We start from the raw sequence: 22,805 nt of genomic DNA on the forward strand, positions 1-22,805 counted from the left end.
AGAGGCAGGTCTAGGCTTTCCGTATGAAACGCGCCCAAACGACCATCCAATTCTGCATTGTAAAGGCCGGATTATTTTTTCGGTCTGTTTTGGGATTGATGGTCATATTATTTTCATATAGCCCCACGGTAAGTGCCAACTCCGACCAACGATTTCTTTTACTTGAAAGCTACCCCTGGGCTTTCTACGAAGACGATCAAATCCGTGGCGCCTCGATTGATTGGTTGGGCGATCTTGCCCGAAAGCACCATTTTGCGCTTACCCCCGTCGTCACGACCTATGGCCGGGGGATCGAAATGATGAAGCGTGGGGAAATCGACTATATGGTGGCCCCCAATTCGGCCCGTTACCGCGACCTAAGCACGCCGGTCTTCCCGGTTTTGACCGTGCCGATGGTGCTGGTTGCCCGTCCGGGCATCAGCTTAACCGCGCCGGAAAATCTGATGGCGCTGAAATCCCTTGGCCTTGTCGGAGGCCTGACCTTCGACGAGATCACGTTGGACCCCGTGCCGCTACCGCCGACCGAAGACGTGCAGCCCGCCAGCGGGTTGCGGCGCATGTCCGCTGGGCGCTTGGACGCGCTGATCATCAGCAGCTTCGGCCTGCAGGCCGAAGCTGCCCGGCAGGATATTCCCATCCACCGCTGGCCGCAGCGGTCGATTGGCACGATCACCCTGTCGCTTTTTACCTCGGCCAAAGCCGCCGATAATCCACAGACCGTCGCCGTGCTGCGGGCGGTGAAAGAGGCGCGCGATACGCGCAGCTATCTGCCCTTCGTCGCCCGCTATCTGCCCCCCCAATGACGCCCCAGAATGATGCAATGCAGGAATGCGCACCGGGGGCGCGCCCTTCCCCCCGGTCCCGGACAGGGCTACAAGCATTTCTAGCCTATCCTTAAGACCAGAAGCCCCGCCATGCCGTTCAGCACGCCGATCGACGATGATCCCGACAGTCTTAGCACGGCCTCGCCGCTGGCGCGCTACCGCGCTGCGGTAAGGGCCGGGACGGTTCAGGAAGACCCGCTGCAAATCGACGCGCTAAAGCGGCTGGAGCTTTTACAGACCGAGCTTGCGGGCTATGTCCCCGCTGGGGCGGAGCCGCCACGCTGGCTGGGCTGGCTGAAGCGCGACCGCCGCCCGGTGCGCCCGAAGGGGCTTTATATCCACGGATCGGTCGGGCGCGGCAAATCGATGGTCATGGACCTCTTCTTCGCCGCCGCCCCGGTGCAGAAGAAACGGCGCGTGCATTTTCACGCCTTTATGGCCGAAATCCATGCCCGCCTGCATATTCTGCGGCGCGAACATAAGGACGGGCTGGCCGATCCTTTGGCCAAAGTCGCCGACGAGGTGGCCGCACAAACCTGGCTGCTATGCTTCGATGAATTCGTCGTCAACGACATTGCCGACGCGATGATCCTGGGGCGGCTGTTCCAAGCCCTCTTCGACCGGGGTCTCGTCATGGTCGCCACCTCCAACTTCCCGCCGGGGATGCTGTATAAGGACGGGCTGCACCGCGACCGCTTCGAACCTTTCATCGCCCTCTTGGAACAGACGGTCGAGACCCTAACCCTCGACGGGCCGCGCGATTACCGCCGCCTGCGCCGCTTGGGCGAGCCGGTCTATTTCGCCCCCCTCGGGCCCGACACCAGCCGCGCCCTTGATGCCGCCTTCCTAGATTTGACCGACGAAAAACGCGGCCAGCCGGATAGTATCAGCGTCCACGGTCGTACCGTTCCCGTGCCGCAAGCGGCGCGCGGCGTCGCGCGCTTCAATTTCGACGATCTCTGCGCAAAACCGCTTGGCGCGTCGGATTATCTCGCCCTGGCGCAAAAATATCACACGGTCATTCTCGATCATGTGCCGCTACTCTCGCCCGCCAATCACAATGAGGCGCGGCGCTTTATTACCCTGATCGATGCGCTCTACGAGGCGAAGACCAAGCTGATCATGGGGGCGGAAGCCTTGCCGGACGCGCTCTATCCCGATGGGCGCGGCGCGTTTGAATTCCAGCGCACCGCCAGCCGTTTGATGGAAATGCAAAGCGAGGATTACCGCCTGTTGCCCGCCACCGCGGCGGCGTAAATTTCCACGGGTTGTTTTGGGCCGTCTCTGCTAACTTCCTACCTGTGTAATCGTTCGCTGCCCAGGGAGAGAGGCATGACGCTGCGGTCGCGGGTAATCCTCTTCGTTACGATCATTACGCTAACCCTCGCACTGGGAATGGCCGCCACGCAGCTATGGCGGCAACAGATCAGCGAGAACCGCTTCGCGACCGCCACTATTCGCGGCCAAGACGTCCTGTGGCACAAGATCGTCGAGACGATCCACCTGAACCTCGAAGCCGATGCGCGCGGGCTGGAAACCGCCCCGGCGCTGCTGACCGCCCTGATCGCCCCCACCCCCGCCGCCGTGCGCCAGGCCATCGAAGGGCTTGCACCCAAAAGCGCAGATATTCTGGAAGTGCTAAGCCCGAAAGGCGAGGTGCTGTTCAGCACACAAACCGGCATGAACGCCACCAGCCTGCTGGATCAAGGCATGCAGCAAGCGGCCCTTGCCGGAACCGGACCGGTGCGGCGCTTGCAGCAAGACTCGAACCGCAAGTTCGCCATCGCCAGCGCTCTTCCACTGCGCCAGAACGGCCAGACGCTCGGTCTGCTGGTCGTCGCGCGCGACATTAAGGCGGCCCTCGACGCGGTGAAGACCAGCCTGGGTGGCGAGGTTGCGCTGCTCAACCTGCGCGGTCGCCTGCTGGAAGCGACCAACCCGGTTCTGTGGCAGGGCCTGAACACAATCCCCCGTCTGCGCGAAGCGGCGCTGGAGGAAGCGGCGACCGGCGGCAAGACCTATCAACTCACCGCGATGCCCTTGCGCGACGATGTGGGCCGCCCGCTCGCCAGCTTGGTCGGGATCGCCGATATTTCCGCCGCCATCGCCCAGCGCGAAACCGTAAGCTGGGTGACGGGGGCCGGAACCCTGGCCTTCCTGCTACTAACCGTGCTCGTCTTGTCGCTTTATCTCGCCCGCTCCTTCAGCCCGCTGCGCAACGCTATTCAAGCGCTGGATGCCCTGAGCCGGGGGGATACCAACGTCGATCTCGAAGCCAGTTCCGCCCGCGATGAAATCGGCGCGATGGCGGGCGCGGTCGACCGGTTCCGCGACACAACCATCGTTGCGCAACGCTTGGCCGAAGAGCGGGAAATCGCCACCCGCCGCCGCGAACGCCGCCACGAGCGCACCGAAACCGGCATCCGTAAGTTCAACAAGCGCTTCTTTGCCAGCATCGGCGAGCTGACCGACGCGGCACAGCAAATGTCGTCTGCCGCCGGAAAGCTCTCTACCCTCTCGAATAACGCCTCCGAACAAAGCGTGCAGGTGGCGGGCGCCGCCCATCAGGCGACGGCGAATGTCGGCGTTGTGGCCAAATCGGCGGAAGATCTGTTCCGGTCCATCCGCGATATCGCCGCGAAGGTTGAACACTCCACCGCCATCGCCAACCGCGCCATGCGCGAGGCGGAGGAAACTAATATTAAGGTGCAGGGCCTGTCGGCCAGCGCCAGCCGCATTACCGAAGTCGTCGATATGATCAACGCCATCGCCCGGCAAACCCGCATGCTGGCGCTGAATGCCCGCGTTGAGGCGGAGCGAGCCGGGATTGCGGGCCGCAGCTTTGCGGTGGTCGCCCGCGAGGTGAAAGTGCTCGCCGATGAAACCGCCGGAATGACGGAAAAAATCGCCGAGCATATTACCTCGATCCAAGGGGCGACCGGCGAGACCAGCGGCGCGATCTCGCGCATCTCGGGCACAATCGACGATCTGAATGCCATCGCTACCGATATCGCCGCCGCCATCCAGCGCCAGGGCGAAACCACCGGCGAAATCGCCAATAGCGCCACCGAAGCCTCGCAGGGCGTCGGCGAAGTCTCGGAAAAGATCGTTCAGGTTTCCGCCGCCTCGATGGAAACCGATATGGAAGCCATGTCGCTGAACGATGTCGCCGCCGCCGTGATGCAGCAGATCGAAACCATGTCGCACGAAACGCAGAAGTTCTTCAAAACCCTGCGGCTGGCTTAAGGAGCAATTGGCGCTGGGAATGCCCGGCCCTAACCGACCATGCCATCGATACCGCTGCCTTTCGTGATCTCTCTGGTACTCTGTCAGCTTCTGGTCAGAATGATCTTACAGGGGCCGCAGCGGCTGGGGCTGTTCTTTTCGCTCGTCGCCGCTTTTGCCGTTCAAGCCGCCCTCTCGGGCCTGAACTGGAACGTCGGCTGGTACCCAGCACGCCTAATCCAGCCTGTCCTGGCAGCAGTCCTACCCGCGCTTTGCTTTGTCGTCTTTAAGCAACTGCATCGCGGCGAACCGGCAACACTTGCGAGATTATGGCCCCATCTCCTGCCTGCCCTCGCAGTCGCTTGCCTTATCCTCCTCTGGCGGGAACCGATTGATGCGATTCTCTGCGCGCTTGATCTCGGGTACGGCCTTGCGCTTTTGCAGATTGCCCGGCAGGGGCCGGGGGCGCTTGCGGCAGCACGCCTCGGCGATGAACGGGTCGCGCACAAAGCCTTGGTCGCGATGGCGCTTCTTCTGATCCTCACGGGCTGTGTCGATGCGGCAATTGCGATCGATTTCGCGTTCGGTGATGGTCAGCAAGCGTCGGCGCTGCTAACGGCTGCCAGCATCCTTTGGCTTGCTGCGGCGGGCAGCGCCACCGCGATTGCGGGCGGTAGCTATCCCGTGACCGCCGACGAAACCTTGGACGATCCCGACCCTCAGAAAGTGCCGCATTCCCCGGCCCCTCCGCCCCTTGAGACTCTTTCCGAGGCGGATGCGGCCATTCTGCACCGGATCGACGCGCTGATGATCGACCAGCACCTCTATCGCGACCCGGATTTGACCTTGGAGCGGATTGCGCGCCGGGCCGGTATTCCGGGGCGGCAGATTTCGGCTGCCTTGAATCGAGCGCATGGCCGAAACGTCTCCCAGATTATCAACGCCTATCGGGTCGCCGAGGCGCAGCAGCATCTGCTTTCCTCCCGCGATTCGGTGACGATCATCATGTTGAAGGTGGGTTTTGGCACGAAATCCAACTTCAACCGCGAGTTCCTGCGCGTGACCGGCATGACGCCCAGCGCCTATCGTCGGGCTGGCGGCCCCGAAAAGGTCCTCGATCCTGATAGTGGACGTCCAATATCCTGATCCAGGACGCCGACGACAGGCGTTTGCGGCCATCCTGTCGATCCAATCGGATTACGAGGGATGCCATGAAAGTTTCAACGGGAATTATCGCCGCACTCATCGCCTTGGCGCTGCCGCAGACGGTTGAAGCCGCCGGCGTGCGCCGAATCGCCGCCCCATCGCAGGCGCGCGGCAGCAATATAGACGTAACGATCTGGTACCCGGCATCGGCGGGGGGCACTCCTGTCGTGCTGGGAGAGACGAAATTCTTCATTGGCACGGCTGCCCGACTGGATGCCCCGATTACCGAAGGCCAGTTTCCTCTCATCCTGCTGTCCCACGGCGCGGGGCTTGCGGGCACGCCGCAAGCCCTGAGCTGGATTGCGGCGCCACTGGCCGATCAAGGGTTTATCGTTGCCGCCCCGACCCATCCGGGTAATGGCGGGGCCGACAGGTCTGCCGCAGAAACGATGCGGCTGTGGCTGAGACCGGGAGATATCAGCGCAACCTTGACCGCGATGGAAAGGGATGCGTTCTTCAAACCGCATCTCGTGCCAGGCAAGACCGGCCTGCTCGGGCTGTCCATGGGCGGCGGCACGGCCCTGGCGATCGCGGGCGGGCGCATCGATCCGAAGCGCTTGGCCGGCTATTGCGATACGGATGCCCGCAACCCGTCGCTCTGCGGCTGGATCCGGCAGAGCGGCGTCGATCTTCATGCGCTGGATATGCGGCTTGCGGGCCGGGATTATACGGACAAACGCATTCGCGTCGCCATAGCGATCGACCCTGCCCCGGTCGATGTCTTCGCGCCGGAGAGTTTTTCCGAGATCACGACTCCGATGGCTCTGGTGAACCTCGGCCGCACCGAGGATATTCCCGTAACGGCGCGAGCCGCCGACGTGGCGAGGGCAATCGCCGCCGCCCGCTATTCAACGATAACGGCAGCCAGTCATTTCAGTATGTTTGCCGAATGCAAGCCAGGCGCGGCTGAGAGTGCCGAAGCGGAGGATATCGGCGATCTCATTTGCGCGGACAGCCCCGGAGGCTTCAGGCCCGACATCCATACCCAATTGACAGCGATGGTCGTAGCGGCTTTTACGCGTGAATTGAAGACGGGGCCGTGAGCCAACGAAGTTAAACCCGCTGGGCGAGCCAAATGGCAAGGCGAGAGCCGGTTTTGATCGCGGCTTCCAGAACCGGATAGCCAACCGCCTCGCGCCCGCCGTGTGCAACGCCGGTGTCGCGGTGCTCCAGCTCTTCGGCGCGGAATTTTTCGATTTTCTCTTTCAGCGGCGCCTCTGCCGCGTCGAGCCGCGCCGATTGTTCGGCGTAATGCTGGTCGATCACCTCTTCCACGGCAATCGTGCAGGCCATCGCCGCCTTATCGCCCATCAATGCCGTGGCCGCCCCCAGGGCAAACCCGGCAACGTGCCAGAGCGGAAACAAGGCCGTTGGCCGGATGCGGCGGGCGACCAGCTCCTGCTCGAAGGCCGTCAGATGCTCCTGCTCCTGCGCGGCCATATGCTCGATCTTCGCGCGCAGCGGGCTATTGGGCCGCAAGAAAGCCAACTGGCCTTCGTAGATACGCTTCGCCCCATATTCGCCCGCGTGATTGACGCGGATCATCCGCTCCAAATCCTGCGCCGGGGTAAGATCGCCGGGCAGCGGCAGGGCGGGGGTAGAAGCCGTCATCCTCAAGCTCCTCTAAACCCGGGCGTGGGCGGCGCGCAGCAGCGCAACCACGCCGATCAGCCCGGAAATCACGAAGTTATAGCCTGCCATCGACAGACCTAAAAAGGACCAGGCCGCTTCGTCGCAGCGCACGACCGGGGTTTCGAGCAGGGAGGCGCGCAGTTCATCAATCGTTTGCCCCGCGCCCAGCGTCGAACCGCAGCTCGCCGTGCCCTGCCACCAATGCCATTCCACGCCCATGTGGAACGCGCCAATCGCCGCCGACACTACAATTGCCACAGCGGCTAGAACCGTAAACAGCTTTGCCGCACCGGTCTTCCCTTGGCGGAACAAGAGGATGGCCACAAGACCGACCACGATCGCCGCCGCATGCGGCCAACGCTGATAAAGGCAGAGGATGCAGGGCTGCAAGCCGCCCCAAAACTGCGACGCCAGCGCCACCGCCAAAGCCGCAGCGCTATAGAGCGGCGGTAGGATCACCAGGGCGGGGGACAGGGGCAGCGGACGATGGGTGCTCATGCCTGAGATATACGCCCCTGCCCAGCCAACGCAAGCCCCGGCCTGCCCCGCAAAAAAGGGAATTGCGTCCGCCGCCGCCCGGCGCTAGGGTGCTGCCGCCTTCGGTTTCGACCTTGGAACGGGCTGGGGGCATTGTGCGGGCGTGGTGAAACTGGTAGACGCGCCGGACTCAAAATCCGGTTCCGAAAGGAGTGTCGGTTCGATTCCGACCGCCCGCACCAAATTCCTCTTTAAGCATGGTTACGGGTGTCCATAGGTGACACTGAAGTGGCGGGAACTCTTAGAGTTGTCGTCTATCCCTAACCATGAGCGATAGATTTGGGGATGCACTTGCTAGGACAAGCTGAACATGCCCCGAAGAAAAAGCGCTGATCAATAAAATACCTCCCCAATATTTTTATGGGGAGGCATCCTATGTCACATGAGATATCCGAGATACTATTTCTCGAAAGCGCCCATTTGGAATAGACCACCAAGCCAATCTTCCAAATGCCAAGTTTTAACAACCATACCCTTACTGTCGAATTCGTGAACATCAATCGTCATGATCGAAAAATTGCGTCCCTTGGCCGGAAAGCCAGCAAAGGGCCCGGCTTGGGTTGCAGAATAGGTTGACCGAACCACAACCTTATTTCCCTCTTCGATCATGTCCTCAATCACGAATTTGCTGTTGGTGAATGTCGCCGACATGCCCGGGATCAGAGCCTTGAACCCGTCGCGCCCTGGCCCTTGCCCCGGATTTTTCGGCACGTTTACCCAATCCGTCGCAAGAACCTGATCCAGCAAATCGGCCTTACCCGTAACGAATGTATCGTAGAATACGCGGATCTTGTCCTTATGGGCCGACTGCGCCAAGGCGGAACCGGCTGCAAGGGTGATCGCAACCGCGGTCAGGGTGGTTTTGGCGAACTGCTTAAGGGTCATCTAAGGTTCCTCTCATCTTTCTGTAAGGGATCGGCCCCATCTGCCGGTATCCACTTGAGTAGAGAGAGGTTAACCGTTTAGGCTCAGTCGATCATCGGCACGAAATTTGATACTTAATTTACTGTGGGTTGTTAATCAACTAACCCGCCCATCCCCTGCGGGCTTGTTAGGAAATCCAGAAAACTGCGCATTTTTGCGGGCAAGTAGGACCGGTTTGGATAAACTGCATGCAACGTGACCTTCGGCCATAGGGCTTCTGGCAGAACTGACTTGAGGACACCTTCCGCCAGATCGCTCTCGACCAGCCAATAGGGCATGAATGACAGGCCTATCCCTTCGCGGGCAGCAAGATGTAGCAGGGTTTCGTTGCCAGACAGCATTATTGGGCGCAGATGCAAATCGGGCAGGCCCTGGCCAAGCCGCACCCGTCCATCGGGGGCAACCCCGGTATAGGCTAAAAAGGGTGCCCCCTGCAGGGCCGGGAGCGAATCGGGATATCCCAGGCGCATCAATAAATCCGGCGATCCCACCATGACAAAACGGATCGTCGCGAGCTTCCGCGCGACAAGCGTCTCGTCCAGGGCTGGCGTGACCCGCAAAGCAAGATCAAAACCCTCGTCAACCAAGTTTACCTTGCGCCCAGACAGATCAAGGTCGAGCACAACATTGGGAAATTGCTGATGATAGGCCGCCATGAGCCGTGCAAAACTAGGGTTCGCCATCCAGATCGGCAGGCTTACTTTCAGAACACCTCGGGGCTTTAGAAGGGTCTGCGCCAACTGGGCTTCGGTCTGTTCAAGACCATCCAGAACTGTCCTAACCGTGTTAAGGTAGAGCATTCCGGCTTCAGTCAGGCTGACGCTACGGCTCGTCCGGTTCAATAGTCGGGCGCCGACCCGTTCTTCGACCCGTTGGATATGTTTGCTGGTCATGGCAGGCGACAGACCCAACCGCTCCGCAGCCGCCGTGAAACTTTTCAGCTCCGCCACGAGACAAAACACGCGCAACCCTAATAGGGCATCCATCCATTCTCTCCTCAAACGAAAGATAACATCGCTGGAGGAGAAAATTATAATTTTCTAGGATCGGGTTAACCTATCAATCTTCCTTCAAACGATCACCCGCTTACGGCTTCAGCCACTGCACCCGATATAGGTAGAAAACCTTCGCATAATCCTTGGCCAGCGGAATACTGATTTTGCCGATGCGGCTAGCGTCGCGGAAGCGGGTTAGCGCGTCGGGGGCGTCGTGGCGGGAGACGTAGAGAATTTCGTCGTCCCGATGGTCTTCGATCCGGGTCGTCAGCTCGAAATGGTTTTGGATCACCCCATCCGGGTTCCACTGCACCTGTTCGGCGGGCGGGCGGACGTAGAAGGACAAGAGCGCGAACAGCATGCGCTCGTCGGTCATCAGTACCGCCCCCGGCATTTGCTGCAAGGTCTGCTGTACGGCCTTACCGAGCGCGGGGCTACCCATCACCGCTTTCAGCGCCGGATCGGTTTTGCGGGTGAGCTCCACCCCCGCCAGCTTCGCGAGATCGTGATAGCTATAGCCAAAGCCCATCAGCGCCCCGTGCAGCACGAGGCTGGCCGGGATAATCCAGCGCCAGCGCGCCCGGTCGAGCGTCCAGACCGTCACCAGGACCGACGCGGAGACATAGGCGGTTGCCGCCCAATTGGCATTGGCGCGCGACAGGAAGGACACGGTGATCATCACCAACAGCGGCGGCAGCGCGAACCCGGCGAGCAGGCCGATCCGCTCATCCGGCAGGCGGCGACGGATCAGCGGCAGCAGCAGGCCGCTTAGAATCGCCGCCAACAGCACCGGAAACAGCAGCGGGCCAAAGACGCCGAGTTGGCTGGCAAGAAACTCCACCAGCTTGCCGGGATGGATCAGCTTGCCGCCCAGATTGGCATTCGCCGCCGTGTGGCTAACCGTCGCAAACTGGTTTTGGGCGTTCCACCAGATGTTCGGAGCGAAGACAAGCAGGGCAAACGCCATCCCGGCCCACAAGCGCGGGCTGCGCAGCAGATCGCGGCGCCAGAGCAGCAGATGCAGGCCCAGACCGCCGAGGAAAAACAGCATAGCGTATTTCGCCAGCATCCCAAGACCGATCGCCCCGCCCAGCACCAACCACCAATGGGGCCGAGCCTCGGACTCCTGGACCCGCAGATAAGCATAAAGCCCCACCGCCCAACACAGCAGCAGCGGCACATCGGTGGACATGATCAGGGCGGAAAACCCAACCGCTGGCAGCAACCCATAGGTCAGCGCGCTGTAAAAGCCGATGCATCGATCATAGAGTTTCTCGCCGATCCGATAAATCACCAGCCCGGTCAGGAAATGCAGCAGTGGGGAGGCGAAGCGCACCCCGAATTCCCGGTCGCCTAAAAAGCTGGTCGTCGCGGCGATGATCCAGGACAGCAGCGGCGGCTTGGAGTAATAACCCCAATCGAGGGTTTTCGACCACAGCCAATATTGCGCCTCGTCCCCGTGCAGCGGGTAATATTCATTCGCCAGAACAGCATAGCGCACGGCGGTCAGAAAGAACAAAACGGCCAGCGCCAACCCAAATGAATGGCGGGGCACGTCTTTCATCGCTTACGCCGCCTCGTTCCGGCGCTTTTCGCCCCGGATCAGCGTTAGATTGCGCACATAGACGATAAGCCCGAGCAGTTGGCCGAGCGCGAAAACCAGTTCCTGCCGATGGACGGCATAGGCAAAAAGCGACCCGCCGCCCAAAAGGCTAATCCACCAAAAGGCGACCGGGATAACGGATTTCTTCTGCTTCTCGCTATGCAGCCATTGCACGATAAAACGCGACATGAACAGCGCCTGCGCGCCAAAGCCGATCAACATCCAAACGCCGTCCGTCTCCCAATTATGGACGAAAACGGCCCAAAGGCTGGCGATCCAATCGAGCGGGTTCATGCGTCCTCGCGCACTTGAGGGATGGTGCCGCGCCGTTGCAGCCAGGCGACGCCAAGCAGATCCGAAATACCGACCAAGGCGCGGTCGAGATTACCGTAATTCGATCGGCCTGCACCGCGCGGGCGGTGGTTGACCGGCACCGAAACCACGCGCCCACCCTGGCGCTTCATCAGCGCCGCGAGATAGCGGTGGTAATGATTGAAGTAGGGAAATTCCAAAAATACATCGCGCGGGAAAAGCTTGATGCCGCAGCCGGTATCGGGCGTTTCATCGCGCAGCAGGGCCACACGGATGCGGTTCGCGAGGCGGGAGGCGATGCGCTTCGACCAAACGTCTTTGCGCTGCGTGCGCCAGCCGGCGATCATCACCGCACCGCCGCCCAAGTCCTGCATCTTGGCCCACAGTTTCGGAATATCGGCGGGGTCATTCTGCCCGTCGCCGTCAAGCGTGGCGATCCATGCGCCGCGCGCCGCCTTGACCCCCGACCGCACCGCCGCCGACTGGCCGCTGCGCTTATCGTGATGCAGGGCGCGGAAGTTGGGCAGATCGCGGCACAGGCCCGCCAGAACCTCCGGCGTGCGGTCGGTCGAGCCGTCGTTGACATAGAGGATCTCATAGGCCAGAAGCCCATCCAGCGCGGTGCGGATTTCCTGCACCAACGGGGGGATATTATCGGCTTCGTTCAACACCGGAACGACGACTGAAAGTTCGGTCAAATCCGCCTCGGCCCTTGGGAAAATAAGTCTCAAGCCGCTGGGAGTAGCCGAATCTACGCCGTTCCGCCACTGTCAAAAAGCGAAACCACCTATCGCCCCAGCGACAGAATCCCCGCAACCACCACAATCGCCACCGCCGCCGCGATCCCCGCCCGCCACAGTGGCGGCGCCCGATCCGGCAGGGGCGGCAGATCGGCGTCACGCAGATCGGCGCGGCGCCCGGTCAGCATCGGGCGCACGAGGTTCTGCTTTTTCCAGACGAAATAGACCAGCACCGCCCCGATATGCAGCACCACCGCCGCTAGGATCAGATTGCTCATGATCTTATGGATTGTCGTGATCTTCTCGCTGGTGCTTTCCGCCACAAGCTCGCCCAGCGGGCCGACGTAGGTGATGAGGTCATTGGTAAACAGCCCCGTCCCAGCTTGCACCAGGATCAGGATCAACAGTACAGCGACCATCCAGCCCCCAGCGGCATTATGGCCGACGTGCTGGGGCGGGTTGGGCTGCCGCATCTCGTCAAGATGCTCCAGCACCGCTTTCGGGCCGCGCAAAAAGCTGGTGAAGCGGGCATAGCGCCCGCCGATGACCCCCCAGATCAGCCGAAACAGCACCAGCGCCAGAATGGCAATACCGATGCGCTGATGAATGTCGCGGTTATCGTCGCTCAGAAAGGCGGCCAGGATCAGCAGCGCCAGCAGCCAATGAAACAGCCGCGTCGGCAAATCCCACACCAACGCCCCGAGTTTCCGCACGCCTTCGGCCATTCTGTCCTCGCCCTGTCGTTCCTCTCAGGAGTGTAGCGGAAGCTACGCGCGTTGCCGAGAGGCGGAGGGCGGCGATTTTGCGGCAGCAGGCTTGCCACGCCACCGCGTGCCTTGCCGCAAAATCGCCCGAACGCCGACGCTCAGGCTCGGGCCGCAGTAGCCTGAGCGTTCTGCATTGCCAGCACCACGGTCGGCACCCGTGCTAGATCGAACGTCGGTTTCGCCGCCTTGGCGCCACCAGTCCGTTGGATCACATCCTCGGCCTTTTTGATCGCCTCGGCCAGGAACTCGATGATGCGACGGTCCACAGCTTTGATCTGCGCCATCCACTGCTGGGCATCCTCGATGGTCATGCGCTTGGCCTTGACCTCGATGGACAGTTTTTGGAACGCCGCCTGCTGCGACAGAAGATCGGCCACTGTCAGATTGAAGCGGTTCGGGATGCGGCACAGGATGGCGTGCACATCGACCAGCGATAGCCCGTAGAATAGCTTGCGCAAACAATCGGCCCTGTTCATCAGCACAGCTTGATGGAACGCCAAATTTCCGCGAGCATCCTGCTGTAATAGCAAAGATAACGCCGGATTTGCGGGCGAGGGCGAGGTTTTATCCATCACCAGAAGTTCGCGCTCGGTTTCCCCTTTAGCGTTCTGCTTGGTCACAACAACGGGTTCGTTCACCAGCAGCCGCAGCAAGGACGAAATATAGCTGGGCCGATCCGCGATCACCGCCTTCATCAAGACGCCCTGGAAAATCCGGTTGCGGCGCCCGATCCGACGATACAGATAAGCCTGGGCCTGGGCCTTAGCGAGCTGATTGTCGCCCTTGGCCATCGCCTTACAGACCTGATCGGACAGCGAATAGAGGAACTCCAACGCCTTTTCGAAAACTTCCTTATGTTCGGTTTCGATCATCTTCATCAAAACCGTCTCGGACCGCTTACCGCCGGCATACTCGAACAGCGCCCGGCCAATCGCCAGCCGGTCCGGCATTTCCGACTTCGGGTGCGATGCGAAATAAACCATATTGCTGGCAAGGCGCGCGTCATTATCGGCAAGGTCAGAGAAGAAAATCCCGGCCATGATTTCGGCCTTGATCTGCTCGCTTTCCGTCACATGCTTCGGGAAGGACGCTTCGATTTCTTCGATGGTCAGTTGCTTTGCGAGCAACATAGAATTGACGGACGGCCAGCGCGGCGTCGGCACCAAAAGGCGCGCCAGCGGGCTTTCATCGGCGTCATTCTTCCGGCAATAGTCGATTTCGAGCTGAACGAGAAGCTGGGCGATCGCCAGCGAGTCATCGTCTTCGCTCTCCTTCAGATTATCGGCCAGATAGTGCCAAATATCGTTACCCTCGGCATCGATATGGTTGAGGTATCCAGCAATCCGTTCGGCATCGGTGCTTTCGGCGTAAAAAGCGCACATCCGGGCAATCGGCAGCGCCATATCGATATCGCCATTGGCAAGGCAGAACTGAAGGTAGTTTTCGCCCTTGACGCCGCGATTGCCGAAAAACATGGCCTGGGCGTCGTCTAGACGAATCCACTGCTGCAAAAACGCCGAAATATCGCCCGTGCGCCGGGCAAACCGCGTGCGGATATCCTGATCGAGCTTCGCCATCTCGGGATTCGGGGTCCGCGAGAGCGCCTTTCGTGCCGCATTACTGTCCTGACCGTCACTCATACCGGCCTACGCCCTTTCTGGTTTCGGCACCACCACCCGAGGAGGCGGCAGCTTTTTATCGACCCGACTTTTCCGGGCTTTAAACTTAATTCAATCTTAATACCGGATGTATGACGAGAGTCAAAGGCCTTTGGTCGGTATACGTATGAACGTAACAGAGATTACGCCTCCTCTGACCCAACAACACAATGAAAAGCTGCAATTTCTTTGCGAAGTGTTTCTAAAAAACAATCAGGGTTGTGCTGGTGCAAAATGACGCGGTCCTCTTTAAATTCCACGAATTCCTTAACGAGCACAACCGCATTCTGCTTGACGAGAACAACCGCCGACTCGCGCTTCGGCGGACGGTGCGGATTGACGAAAAGCAGCATCCCGGGCCGGAACCGCGGCACCATACTGTCGCCGACAACATAGAGGGCATAGGCATCTCGAACCTGCGATAAACAGGGGGGGCGGTGTGTGTAATCGATCGGGCCGTCCTCTAGAAACATCTCCTGATCGACCCCGCCGCGCGCGGCGCCGCGTACTGGAATAAGATCTGACGCAAGCCCCCCTTGAGGCAATGCGCGTGGCGTCCGTATGGGCGTAACATGGGGCGGAGTCATTGGGGCAAGGGCTTCGGGGGCTTCCGGCAGAAGGTCGCGCGGCTCCACCCCCAGTGGCCCAGCCAGCCGAACCATCCAGTCGAGCGTTAACCGCCGCTCCCCGCGCTCTAGGCGCAAAATCTGCTGATGCGACGTCCCCGCCGCCGCCGCCAATTGTTCCAGCGTCAAGCCGCGCAGCCCGCGCCAATGGCGTAAACGGTTTTCCATCGCGCGAGCCTAGCATATCGCTGTTTTGGTGCAAAGCCCCGAATCCGATTGACGAGGATTTCACCAAAATGGTACACACGAAGAACAAGAACAAATCATGAAATTGCGACTAAAGGACGCAACGGCACACCATGAGCATCTCCACCCGGGGGCTTCGCAGCTCCACCCGCAGCAAAACTCTGATCGGGCGGTTGCGCGCCCTGCCCGCCGAAACCGGTCCCCTATCGGCGCCGCGCCCGTCCGAAGCGCCGCGCCCACGCCCGCCCCGGGGGGAGGCCTCTGCCCTGCCGCTGCCGCCTGATCTGCACGCTGCTGCCGAACGGCTGGCAGAGCTTTTCGCCGCCGCCGCTTTCGAAACCTGGGCGCAGGGGGGGCCGACCAGTGCGGGGGCCTGCGATCCGCTTGACCCGACCCCGGAAGCCCTTGTGGCCCGCCGTCACTATCGCGCGGCGATGCGCGCCGTACCGCTGCCCTTATCGCCGCTGATTGTTCATGTCTGCTGCCTCGGGCTGCCGCTCGGCCACTGGGCGGCGACGAAAAATATCGCGCGCGCCGAGGCCGAACGGGCGCTGCGCAAGGCTTTGACCCATCTGCTCAATCACTTCTGCGCGCAGGATTAACGAAAGACCAGTTGGTTTCCCGCCGGACTTCCGCCTATCCTGCCACTTTGACGTGTGCTGCGATGCGAAAGGTGCGACATGGGACAGGGGAATAAGAGCATCGGGCTGGCCCTTGGCGGCCTGGGTGGATCGAACGCCCATGGTGTCGGCGTCTTGCAGGCAATGCGGTCGCTGGACGTGCGCCCGGCGGCGCTGTCCTGCACCTCCGGGATGATCGAATGGACGGCGCGCTGGTTGCGGGGCGACGATTTGCGCGCCGAGCTTCAGGGCGCGATCAGCAAGGCAAAACCCTATCCCGATACCCTTCGCGGTGCCAATTGGGCGAGCATCCTTGTCGCGGGCCTGCCGGGTGTCTTTCGCACCGCCCTGCCGGAACGGCTCCAGCGCTGGATGCTGCCGTTTAACCCGCTTGATACGACCGCTTGGCTGGACCGAGCCCTTCCCGCCCAGCAATGGGTTCCCGTGCGGCCCGACGCGGTGTTTCATGAAATCGCCGATACGTTCAATCAGACGGGTGATATCGCCCTCTTCTTCAATTGTTACGACCCTGACGATGGCTGTGAAATCGTCCACACGAACCCCGCCGGGTTCAATTACCTTAAAACGCTCTGGGCTGCGCGTGGCCTAACCGCCGAAGACGTTGGGGGTGGGCTTGAACCGGAACGGGTTGGCCCGCATGGTCCGCGCGTCGTCTATGAACCGATCACCGCCGAAGCCGTGCGCGACGCCCTTTGGCTCAACGCTTACGGGTTCGGTACCCGCGCCCATCCGCGCCAACGGATCGACGGCGCCTATGCCCGTCAGTTCATTCTGTCGGAAATGGTCGACGTCGATATTCTCTTCATCGCCCGCCCGCAGGCCTATGCTTGGTTGGGGCGCGCCCCGCAGAATTATGCCGAAATCCGCGATTTTGAAACCGAGCTCTGGTTCAATGCTGCCTATGGTCAGCAGATCAAGGCCATCGAAATGGTCAACCTGTGGATCAGAGAAGGCAAGCTGAAGGATAATGGCTATAAGGCCGTTCAACTCGAACCGATCGAGATCGAAGTTCAGCGCAGTTACTTCGATTATTTCGCCGAGGATATTACTGTGTTCGACAATGCCTATCGGATCGGCCAAAACCATATCCGGCTGGCTTTGGAGCAGACGGAATAAACCTGTCCAAACGATCAACCTATTGGGGATGTTCACGCGCAACAGTTCTAATAATTTGATTTTCTATAGTATTTTAGCGGATACTGACGGGAAAAAGCCGCCAGGAGGTTCCATGTCTCGTCCCGCGCCCCTCTCCCCACCCACGCAGGTGGATGAAACGCAGGATTTACGCTTCCGCTTTCTCGGGATCGACCCCGCAACCTGCGCCACCCTGCGCGGCTTACTGCCTATTGTACAGCCGCACCTGGAGCGGATCATCGAGGAATATTACCAAAAAATTCTCAGCGTTCCTGCCGGGCGCGCCACCTTCGGCGCCAATCCCGAAACCGCCGACCGGATCAAAAAGGGCGCGGTGGAAAGTTGGATCGCCCAGCTTCACGGTAAATTCGACGCGGCCTATTTCGAAAAAGCCCGGGGCCTTGGCCATATGTTCGCCAAGATTAAATGGGAACCGCGCTGGTTCATGGGCGGCAAAGTCTTCGTCGTCAATCGGATCGTCGAGGTGCTAACGGCGCATTTCCGCTGGCGGCGCGACGCGCTGACCGAGGCAATCATCGCCCTAAACCGGCTGGCGATGCTCGATCTCGACGTCATGACCACGGCCTATCTGGAAGCGATGGAGGAAAAGGCCCGCGCTCGCCGCCTGCAAATCGCTGCCTCCTTCGAAGACCTCGTGCGCGGGGTTCTGACCGGGTTGCGGCAGGCCTCGCACGATCTTGAAACCTCGGCGGGGTCGATGGCCGCGCTCGCCGATCAGACCAACCATCAAGCCGTATCGGTCGCCGATGCCGTGCGGCAGGCGTCCAGCAACGTCAAGAATGTCGCCCAGGCGACCGACAAACTCCGCACGTCTATCGCAGAAATCGCCGAACGGGTGAGTGTTTCCACCGATATCGCCCATCGCGGCGCCTCAGCAGCGGAAGAAACCAGTGGCACGGTGCAGGTTCTGGCAGAAGCCGCCCAACGCATTGGCGAAGTGGTACAACTCATCCAATCCATCGCCGCGCAGACCAATCTCCTGGCGCTCAATGCGACCATCGAGGCCGCGCGGGCTGGGGAAGCCGGCAAAGGCTTTGCCGTTGTTGCCGGGGAGGTGAAAAACCTCGCTGCCCAGACCGCCCGCGCCACCGAAGATATTACCCAGCAGATCACCGCCATTCAGTCGGCGACGGAAGAAACGGTGCGCGCCATGCGCACCATCAACGGCACGATCAGCGAACTCACCGCCATCAGCGGCACGATTGCCAGCGCGGTGCAGCAGCAGGAAAACGCTACGGCGGAAATCGCCCAAAATTCCCAGGTCGCGGCGGCAACGACCAGCGATGTCGTGCGCGTCGTCGGTCAGGTGATCGATGCGGCGGGGGAAACCGGGCAGTCGGCCGTGCGCGTCCACGGCAACGCCCAGGTGGTCGCTCGCGACGGGTCGGCCCTCGACGGCGCCGTGCAAAATTTCATCCGCTCAATTTTGGCGGAGGAGGAGAAGGAGGCGGCCTAACCGCCCCCTTCCGTCTCAGGCTCTAATTCACCCGTAAACCGCTGGCCGCATCGAAGACGTGCAGCGTATTGGCGGGGGTCAGCGCAAGCTGATCACCGCGCGCCACCACCTGCGCGCCGTCCAGCCGCGCCGTTAGGCTGCTGCCGTCGGCCAGGGTGGCATAGACCAGCGTATCGGCGCCCAGGGCTTCCACCAGATCGACCGTGACCGTAAAGGCGCCGCCGGGACGAACGCCGAGATGCTCCGGCCGCACGCCTAGCAGCACCTTACGCCCGGCCATCCCCGTTAGCGGTTGCGGGAGGTCGAGCGTCGGACCACACGCGAGACGCACCGCCCCCTCCGCCGTTACCTCGCCCGGCAGCAGGTTCATCGCGGGGGAACCGATGAAGCCCGCAACGAAAACCGTTTCAGGCCGCGCATAAAGATCGAGCGGCGCGCCGATCTGCTCCGCCCGCCCGTCCTTCATCACGATCAGCCGGTCGGCCATCGTCATGGCTTCGACCTGATCATGGGTGACGTAGAGCGCGGTGACACCCAAGCGCTGCTGGAGCTTCTTGATCTCGACCCGCATCTGCACGCGCAGCTTAGCGTCGAGGTTCGACAGCGGTTCATCGAACAGAAACAGCTTGGGTTCGCGCACAATCGCCCGCCCCATCGCCACGCGCTGGCGCTGCCCGCCCGAAAGCTGCTTCGGGCGACGGCTAAGATAGGGGCCGAGTTGTAGAATATCTGCCGCCTGGGCTACGCGGGTTTCGATCTCCGCCTTATCGGTGCCGCGATTCTTCAGACCATAGGCCATGTTTTCAGCAACAGTCATATGGGGATAAAGGGCGTAGTTCTGGAAGACCATCGCGATATCGCGGTCCTTCGGCTCCAGCTTCGTCACCTCGCGCTCGCCGATATGGATGCTGCCTGCCGAGGCGGTTTCCAGCCCCGCCACGATGCGCAGCAGGGTGGATTTCCCGCAGCCCGAGGGGCCGACGACGACGATAAACTCGCCATCGCGAATATCGCAGGAAATCCCGTGCAGAATGGTGGTGTCGCCGAAACGCTTTTGAATCTGATCCAGTTTAACCTGGGCCATCTTATTTCTCCTGCTCCACGAGGCCCTTCACGAACCAGCGCTGCATGACGACGATGATGACGATGGGCGGCAGCATGGCGAGAATGGTGGTCGCCATCACAACGCCCCAGTCGGTCTGGGTATCGTCGCCGCCGATCATCTTCTTCATGCCGATGACCACCGTATCCATCCCGCCGGAGGTGGTGATCAGCAGCGGCCAAAGGTACTGGTTCCAGCCGTAAATGAACAAAATGACGAAAAGCGCCGCGATATTGGTGACCGACAGCGGCATCAGAATGTCCCAGAAGAACTTCAGCGGCCCGGCGCCGTCGATCTTGGCGGCTTCGGCCAATTCGGGCGGGACGGTCATGAAGAACTGGCGGAACAGCAGCGTCGCGGTCGCCGAGGCGATCAGCGGCACGGTCAGGCCCGCATAACTATCCAGCATGCCAAGGTCGGAAATCACCTTGTAGGTCGGCAGAATGCGCACTTCCACCGGCAGCATCAGGGTGAGGAAGATCACCCAGAAGCACAGCATCCGCCCCGGAAAGCGGAAATAGACCACGGCGAAGGCCGATAGCAGGGAGATGAAAATCTTCCCCACCGCAATCGTCACCGCCATGATCGCGGAGTTCAGCAGCATATGCGCCGCCGGGTTCTGCGCCGTGTAGCGCGCGCCGGAGGTGAGCGCGAGCCAGTAATTCTCCAGCCCCATCGTACCGGGCCAGAGGGTGACGCGGCCCGAGGCAACGTCCGACCCTTCGTAGGTCGAAGCAAGCAGCGTGAACAGAATCGGGAAGGTGACGATCACCGCCCCCAGGATCAGCACCAAATGGGCGAAGAAGGTAGCGAGCGGGCGATTTTCGACCATCAGTAATGCACCTTCCGTTCAACGAAGCGGAACTGCACGACCGTCAAAACGATGACGATCAGCATCAGAATAACCGACTGCGCCGCCGATCCGCCGATATCAAGACCGACGACCCCATCGGAATAGACCTTATAAACCAGAATCTCGGTCGCCTTGGCCGGACCGCCGGAGGTGACGGCATGGATGACGCCGAAGGTTTCGAAGAAGGCGTAAACGATGTTCACCACCAGCAAAAAGAAGGCGGTTGGCGAGAGCAGCGGGAAGACGATATCGCGGAAGCGCTTGCCCGGCCCGGCACCGTCAATCGCGGCGGCCTCCATCAGTGAATGGGGGATCGACTGCAACCCGGCGAGGAAGAAAATGAAGTTGTAGCTGATCTGCTTCCAGGCGGCGGCAAAGATAACGAGCGCCATCGCCTGATTGCCGTTCAGCAGATAATTCCACTCAACCCCCATCGCCACCAACGCCCGGCCCAAAATGCCGATGGACGGGTGAACGACGAACATCCAGGTCACCCCTGCCAGTGCGGGGGCAATGGCGTAGGGCAGCAGCAACAACGTCTTATAGCCGGTCGCCCCGCGCACCACCCGGTCAGCGCAGACCGCGAACAGCAGCGACAGACCGAGCGACAGGCCCGACACGGCGGCGCTGAAAAACAGGCTGCGCAGGAAGGCATCGACATAGCTTGAGTTGCGGAACAACTCGGTGAAATTGGCGAGGCCCGCAAACTCGGAATTCAGCCCGAAGGGGTCTTCAATATACAAGGATTGCTGCACCGCCTGGACGGACGGCCAGTAGAAGAAAACCACCGTAATCAGCAGTTGCGGCAGCAGCAGCAGCAGCGGCAGCAGCTTATTCTGGAACGGCGCTTGCGCGGACGAGGCTGGCGTCACGGCACCCCCCGAAAAGGCGAAAAGGGCGGGAAGCACGCTCCCCGCCCTTAGGTTGGAAAAGAGAAAGGTTAGTTCTTGGCGACGGTGCGTTCGAAGCGGCGCAGTTCTTCGTTGCCCTTCGCCACAGCGTTATCCATCGCCTGCTTTACCGAAATCTTGCCCGCGAAAGCGGCTTCGACTTCATCCATGATCAGGTCGCGGATCTTCGGCAGGTTGCCGAAGCGCACACCGAAGGAATTTTCCGTCGGGGTCTTGTTCTGCAACTGCAGGATCGGGGTTTCGCGACCCGGATTGCGGTCATAGAAGCCCGAACGCTTGGTTTCCTGATAAGCGGCGATGGTCACCGGCAGATAGCCCGTCTGCTGATGGTTCACGATCTGCACGTCAAGCTGCGACAGATAGGTGAAGAACTTGGCGACGCCCTTATATTCCTGGGCCTTCTTACCGCCCATCACCCACAGGGTCGCCCCGCCGATGATCGAATTTTGCGGCGCGCCCGCGACATCCGGGTAATAAGGCAGCATGCCGGTGGCGAAGTTAAACTTCGCATTCTTGATCGCGTTGCCGAGGAAGCCCGACGAGGTCATGATCATCGCGCATTCGCCCGACAGGAACAGGCCTTCCGGCTGCGTGGTGCGGCCACCGTATTTGAAGCTGCCGTCCTTTTGCATTTCGTTCAGCGTTTCGAAATGCTTCACGATCGTCGGGTTGTTGAACTTGAACTCCGTATCAAAGCCGCCGAAGCCATTGGCCTTGGTGCCGAACGAAATATTGTGCCAGGCGCTGAAGGTTTCCATCTGGGTCCAGGTGACCCAAGCGGTGGTCAGGCCGCAGGCATGCCCCGAAGCGCGGACCTTCTTGGCGGCGTCGATTACTTCCGGCCAAGTCTTCGGCGCCTTTTCGGGATCGAGACCGGCTTTGGCGAACGCATCCTTATTGTAGTAGAAAATCGGGGTGGAGCTGTTGAACGGCATCGACAGCATCTTGCCCTGGGCCGTCGAGTAATAGGCCTTAATCGCGGGCAGATAGACGTTCGGATCGAACTTTTCGCCCGCTTCGGCCATCAGCTCGTACACCGGCTTCACGGCGCCCTTGGCGGCCATCATCGTTGCCGTGCCGACTTCGAAGACCTGGGTGATGTGCGGCGCATTGCCCGCGCGATAGGCGGCAATGGTCTGGTTCATCAGCTCGGTATAATCGTTCGACTTGAAGGTCGCGACGACCTTGTAGTCGCTCTGCGAGGCATTGAAGCCATCGACGAGCTGATTGACGCGATCATTGTTCGCGCCCGTCATCGCATGCCACCACTGGATTTCGACCGGGGCCGCGAAAGCCGAGACGCTGACGGCACACCCGAGGCTGAGAGCCGCAATAAAAGACCGCATGTGAGCTTCCCCCTTTAGGAACAATGGCCGTCTCTTACGCGCGGACGGTTATGGTTTTGTTACATGGCCATAACCGATGTGTCACATAGAAAGTGCGTTGAAAATC

Annotated in this window: 22 protein-coding genes and 1 tRNA gene; 9 read left to right on the top strand and 14 right to left on the bottom strand. The window is 60.8% G+C overall.

Features of this window, described 5'->3' with window-relative positions:
- The first annotated feature begins 224 nt into the window (after positions 1 to 224).
- The 5 genes from CHR90_RS06745 (at position 225) to CHR90_RS06765 (ending at position 6,298) form a co-directional block, all read left to right on the top strand.
- On the top strand, positions 225 to 803 hold the full coding sequence (locus CHR90_RS06745) for a type 2 periplasmic-binding domain-containing protein (protein ID WP_141210898.1): 579 nt from the start codon (positions 225 to 227) through the stop codon (positions 801 to 803).
- A gap of 111 nt (positions 804 to 914) precedes the next feature.
- A complete protein-coding gene (gene zapE / locus CHR90_RS06750; protein WP_094408232.1) occupies positions 915 to 2,081 on the top strand; it encodes a cell division protein ZapE in 1,167 nt (388 codons plus the stop codon).
- 75 nt (positions 2,082 to 2,156) lie between these two features.
- Positions 2,157 to 4,070 carry a methyl-accepting chemotaxis protein gene (locus tag CHR90_RS06755; RefSeq protein WP_094408233.1) on the top strand — a complete coding sequence of 638 codons (1,914 nt, stop codon included), beginning with the start codon at positions 2,157 to 2,159 and terminating at the stop codon, positions 4,068 to 4,070.
- A gap of 99 nt (positions 4,071 to 4,169) precedes the next feature.
- Positions 4,170 to 5,195 (top strand): helix-turn-helix domain-containing protein, encoded by a 1,026-nt coding sequence (locus CHR90_RS06760; protein ID WP_212668633.1) that lies wholly within the window; start codon positions 4,170 to 4,172, stop codon positions 5,193 to 5,195.
- 65 nt (positions 5,196 to 5,260) lie between these two features.
- Entirely contained in the window at positions 5,261 to 6,298 is a 1,038-nt protein-coding gene (locus CHR90_RS06765) for an alpha/beta hydrolase family protein (protein WP_094408235.1), read from the top strand.
- A gap of 10 nt (positions 6,299 to 6,308) precedes the next feature.
- Here CHR90_RS06765 and CHR90_RS06770 read toward each other — a convergent pair whose 3' ends face one another.
- Complete coding sequence (locus CHR90_RS06770) at positions 6,309 to 6,866, bottom strand: demethoxyubiquinone hydroxylase family protein (RefSeq protein ID WP_094408236.1); 558 nt, start codon at positions 6,864 to 6,866, stop codon at positions 6,309 to 6,311.
- Between the two features lie 12 nt (positions 6,867 to 6,878).
- Entirely contained in the window at positions 6,879 to 7,385 is a 507-nt protein-coding gene (locus tag CHR90_RS06775) for a disulfide bond formation protein B (protein WP_094408237.1), read from the bottom strand.
- Between the two features lie 136 nt (positions 7,386 to 7,521).
- Here CHR90_RS06775 and CHR90_RS06780 point away from each other — a divergent pair.
- Positions 7,522 to 7,606 (top strand) — tRNA-Leu (locus CHR90_RS06780).
- A 217-nt stretch (positions 7,607 to 7,823) separates the two neighbouring features.
- On the opposite strand, the gene CHR90_RS06785 is transcribed toward CHR90_RS06780, so the two are convergent.
- From CHR90_RS06785 to CHR90_RS06820, 8 genes are all read right to left on the bottom strand, one after another.
- Positions 7,824 to 8,309 (bottom strand): ester cyclase, encoded by a 486-nt coding sequence (locus tag CHR90_RS06785; RefSeq protein ID WP_094408238.1) that lies wholly within the window; start codon positions 8,307 to 8,309, stop codon positions 7,824 to 7,826.
- 131 nt (positions 8,310 to 8,440) lie between these two features.
- A complete protein-coding gene (locus tag CHR90_RS06790; RefSeq protein WP_094408239.1) occupies positions 8,441 to 9,334 on the bottom strand; it encodes a LysR family transcriptional regulator in 894 nt (297 codons plus the stop codon).
- A gap of 100 nt (positions 9,335 to 9,434) precedes the next feature.
- Positions 9,435 to 10,907, bottom strand: a complete 1,473-nt coding sequence (locus CHR90_RS06795) for an ArnT family glycosyltransferase (protein ID WP_094408240.1) — start codon at positions 10,905 to 10,907, stop codon at positions 9,435 to 9,437.
- 3 nt (positions 10,908 to 10,910) lie between these two features.
- On the bottom strand, positions 10,911 to 11,240 hold the full coding sequence (locus CHR90_RS06800; RefSeq protein WP_094408241.1) for a lipid-A-disaccharide synthase N-terminal domain-containing protein: 330 nt from the start codon (positions 11,238 to 11,240) through the stop codon (positions 10,911 to 10,913).
- Entirely contained in the window at positions 11,237 to 11,956 is a 720-nt protein-coding gene (locus CHR90_RS06805; RefSeq protein ID WP_094408242.1) for a glycosyltransferase family 2 protein, read from the bottom strand. The genes CHR90_RS06800 and CHR90_RS06805 overlap by 4 nt, the downstream gene beginning before the upstream one ends.
- 89 nt (positions 11,957 to 12,045) lie before the next feature.
- Entirely contained in the window at positions 12,046 to 12,723 is a 678-nt protein-coding gene (locus CHR90_RS06810; RefSeq protein ID WP_094408243.1) for a cytochrome b/b6 domain-containing protein, read from the bottom strand.
- Positions 12,724 to 12,863: 140 nt separating this feature from the next.
- The gene (locus tag CHR90_RS06815; protein ID WP_094408244.1) at positions 12,864 to 14,342 is read right to left on the bottom strand and encodes a hypothetical protein; all 1,479 of its coding nucleotides are present in this window, start codon (positions 14,340 to 14,342) and stop codon (positions 12,864 to 12,866) included.
- 224 nt (positions 14,343 to 14,566) lie between these two features.
- On the bottom strand, positions 14,567 to 15,217 hold the full coding sequence (locus tag CHR90_RS06820; RefSeq protein WP_094408245.1) for an XRE family transcriptional regulator: 651 nt from the start codon (positions 15,215 to 15,217) through the stop codon (positions 14,567 to 14,569).
- A 131-nt stretch (positions 15,218 to 15,348) separates the two neighbouring features.
- Here CHR90_RS06820 and CHR90_RS06825 point away from each other — a divergent pair, with 131 nt between their 5' ends.
- The 3 genes from CHR90_RS06825 (at position 15,349) to CHR90_RS06830 (ending at position 18,487) form a co-directional block, all read left to right on the top strand.
- Positions 15,349 to 15,837 (top strand): DUF6456 domain-containing protein, encoded by a 489-nt coding sequence (locus tag CHR90_RS06825; RefSeq protein WP_094408246.1) that lies wholly within the window; start codon positions 15,349 to 15,351, stop codon positions 15,835 to 15,837.
- Between the two features lie 78 nt (positions 15,838 to 15,915).
- Positions 15,916 to 16,992 (top strand): hypothetical protein, encoded by a 1,077-nt coding sequence (locus tag CHR90_RS19415; protein ID WP_170941322.1) that lies wholly within the window; start codon positions 15,916 to 15,918, stop codon positions 16,990 to 16,992.
- A gap of 112 nt (positions 16,993 to 17,104) precedes the next feature.
- On the top strand, positions 17,105 to 18,487 hold the full coding sequence (locus CHR90_RS06830; RefSeq protein ID WP_170941323.1) for a globin-coupled sensor protein: 1,383 nt from the start codon (positions 17,105 to 17,107) through the stop codon (positions 18,485 to 18,487).
- Between the two features lie 22 nt (positions 18,488 to 18,509).
- Here the strand turns inward: CHR90_RS06830 and CHR90_RS06835 are convergent, their stop codons facing one another.
- The 4 genes from CHR90_RS06835 to ugpB all read right to left on the bottom strand — a co-directional run bounded on the left by CHR90_RS06835 (position 18,510) and on the right by ugpB (position 22,699).
- Positions 18,510 to 19,571 (bottom strand): ABC transporter ATP-binding protein, encoded by a 1,062-nt coding sequence (locus CHR90_RS06835; RefSeq protein ID WP_094408248.1) that lies wholly within the window; start codon positions 19,569 to 19,571, stop codon positions 18,510 to 18,512.
- 1 nt (position 19,572) lies between these two features.
- Positions 19,573 to 20,421 (bottom strand): sn-glycerol-3-phosphate ABC transporter permease UgpE, encoded by an 849-nt coding sequence (gene ugpE / locus CHR90_RS06840; protein ID WP_094408249.1) that lies wholly within the window; start codon positions 20,419 to 20,421, stop codon positions 19,573 to 19,575.
- Positions 20,421 to 21,314 (bottom strand): sn-glycerol-3-phosphate ABC transporter permease UgpA, encoded by an 894-nt coding sequence (gene ugpA, locus CHR90_RS06845; protein WP_094408350.1) that lies wholly within the window; start codon positions 21,312 to 21,314, stop codon positions 20,421 to 20,423. The genes ugpE and ugpA overlap by 1 nt, the downstream gene beginning before the upstream one ends.
- A 68-nt stretch (positions 21,315 to 21,382) precedes the next feature.
- A complete protein-coding gene (gene ugpB / locus CHR90_RS06850) occupies positions 21,383 to 22,699 on the bottom strand; it encodes a sn-glycerol-3-phosphate ABC transporter substrate-binding protein UgpB (protein WP_094408250.1) in 1,317 nt (438 codons plus the stop codon).
- Positions 22,700 to 22,805 lie beyond the last annotated feature (106 nt).

This window comes from Elstera cyanobacteriorum, from assembly GCF_002251735.1.
In the GTDB taxonomy this organism is placed as follows: domain Bacteria; phylum Pseudomonadota; class Alphaproteobacteria; order Elsterales; family Elsteraceae; genus Elstera; species Elstera cyanobacteriorum.

What these genes read in the sequence shown, in the direction of transcription:
- CHR90_RS06770 (WP_094408236.1), bottom strand. Translation starts at nt 6,866, where the DNA reads ATGACGGCTTCTACCCCCGCCCTGCCGCTGCCCGGCGATCTTACCCCG.
- CHR90_RS06790 (WP_094408239.1), bottom strand. Translation starts at nt 9,334, where the DNA reads ATGGATGCCCTATTAGGGTTGCGCGTGTTTTGTCTCGTGGCGGAGCTG.
- CHR90_RS06775 (WP_094408237.1), bottom strand. Translation starts at nt 7,385, where the DNA reads ATGAGCACCCATCGTCCGCTGCCCCTGTCCCCCGCCCTGGTGATCCTA.
- CHR90_RS06835 (WP_094408248.1), bottom strand. Translation starts at nt 19,571, where the DNA reads ATGGCCCAGGTTAAACTGGATCAGATTCAAAAGCGTTTCGGCGACACC.
- CHR90_RS06785 (WP_094408238.1), bottom strand. Translation starts at nt 8,309, where the DNA reads ATGACCCTTAAGCAGTTCGCCAAAACCACCCTGACCGCGGTTGCGATC.
- CHR90_RS06825 (WP_094408246.1), top strand. Translation starts at nt 15,349, where the DNA reads ATGAGCATCTCCACCCGGGGGCTTCGCAGCTCCACCCGCAGCAAAACT.
- zapE (WP_094408232.1), top strand. Translation starts at nt 915, where the DNA reads ATGCCGTTCAGCACGCCGATCGACGATGATCCCGACAGTCTTAGCACG.
- CHR90_RS06800 (WP_094408241.1), bottom strand. Translation starts at nt 11,240, where the DNA reads ATGAACCCGCTCGATTGGATCGCCAGCCTTTGGGCCGTTTTCGTCCAT.
- ugpB (WP_094408250.1), bottom strand. Translation starts at nt 22,699, where the DNA reads ATGCGGTCTTTTATTGCGGCTCTCAGCCTCGGGTGTGCCGTCAGCGTC.
- CHR90_RS06815 (WP_094408244.1), bottom strand. Translation starts at nt 14,342, where the DNA reads ATGGCGAAGCTCGATCAGGATATCCGCACGCGGTTTGCCCGGCGCACG.
- CHR90_RS06795 (WP_094408240.1), bottom strand. Translation starts at nt 10,907, where the DNA reads ATGAAAGACGTGCCCCGCCATTCATTTGGGTTGGCGCTGGCCGTTTTG.
- CHR90_RS06820 (WP_094408245.1), bottom strand. Translation starts at nt 15,217, where the DNA reads ATGGAAAACCGTTTACGCCATTGGCGCGGGCTGCGCGGCTTGACGCTG.
- CHR90_RS06760 (WP_212668633.1), top strand. Translation starts at nt 4,170, where the DNA reads ATGATCTTACAGGGGCCGCAGCGGCTGGGGCTGTTCTTTTCGCTCGTC.
- ugpE (WP_094408249.1), bottom strand. Translation starts at nt 20,421, where the DNA reads ATGGTCGAAAATCGCCCGCTCGCTACCTTCTTCGCCCATTTGGTGCTG.
- CHR90_RS06765 (WP_094408235.1), top strand. Translation starts at nt 5,261, where the DNA reads ATGAAAGTTTCAACGGGAATTATCGCCGCACTCATCGCCTTGGCGCTG.
- CHR90_RS06830 (WP_170941323.1), top strand. Translation starts at nt 17,105, where the DNA reads ATGTCTCGTCCCGCGCCCCTCTCCCCACCCACGCAGGTGGATGAAACG.
- CHR90_RS06755 (WP_094408233.1), top strand. Translation starts at nt 2,157, where the DNA reads ATGACGCTGCGGTCGCGGGTAATCCTCTTCGTTACGATCATTACGCTA.
- CHR90_RS06810 (WP_094408243.1), bottom strand. Translation starts at nt 12,723, where the DNA reads ATGGCCGAAGGCGTGCGGAAACTCGGGGCGTTGGTGTGGGATTTGCCG.
- CHR90_RS19415 (WP_170941322.1), top strand. Translation starts at nt 15,916, where the DNA reads ATGGGACAGGGGAATAAGAGCATCGGGCTGGCCCTTGGCGGCCTGGGT.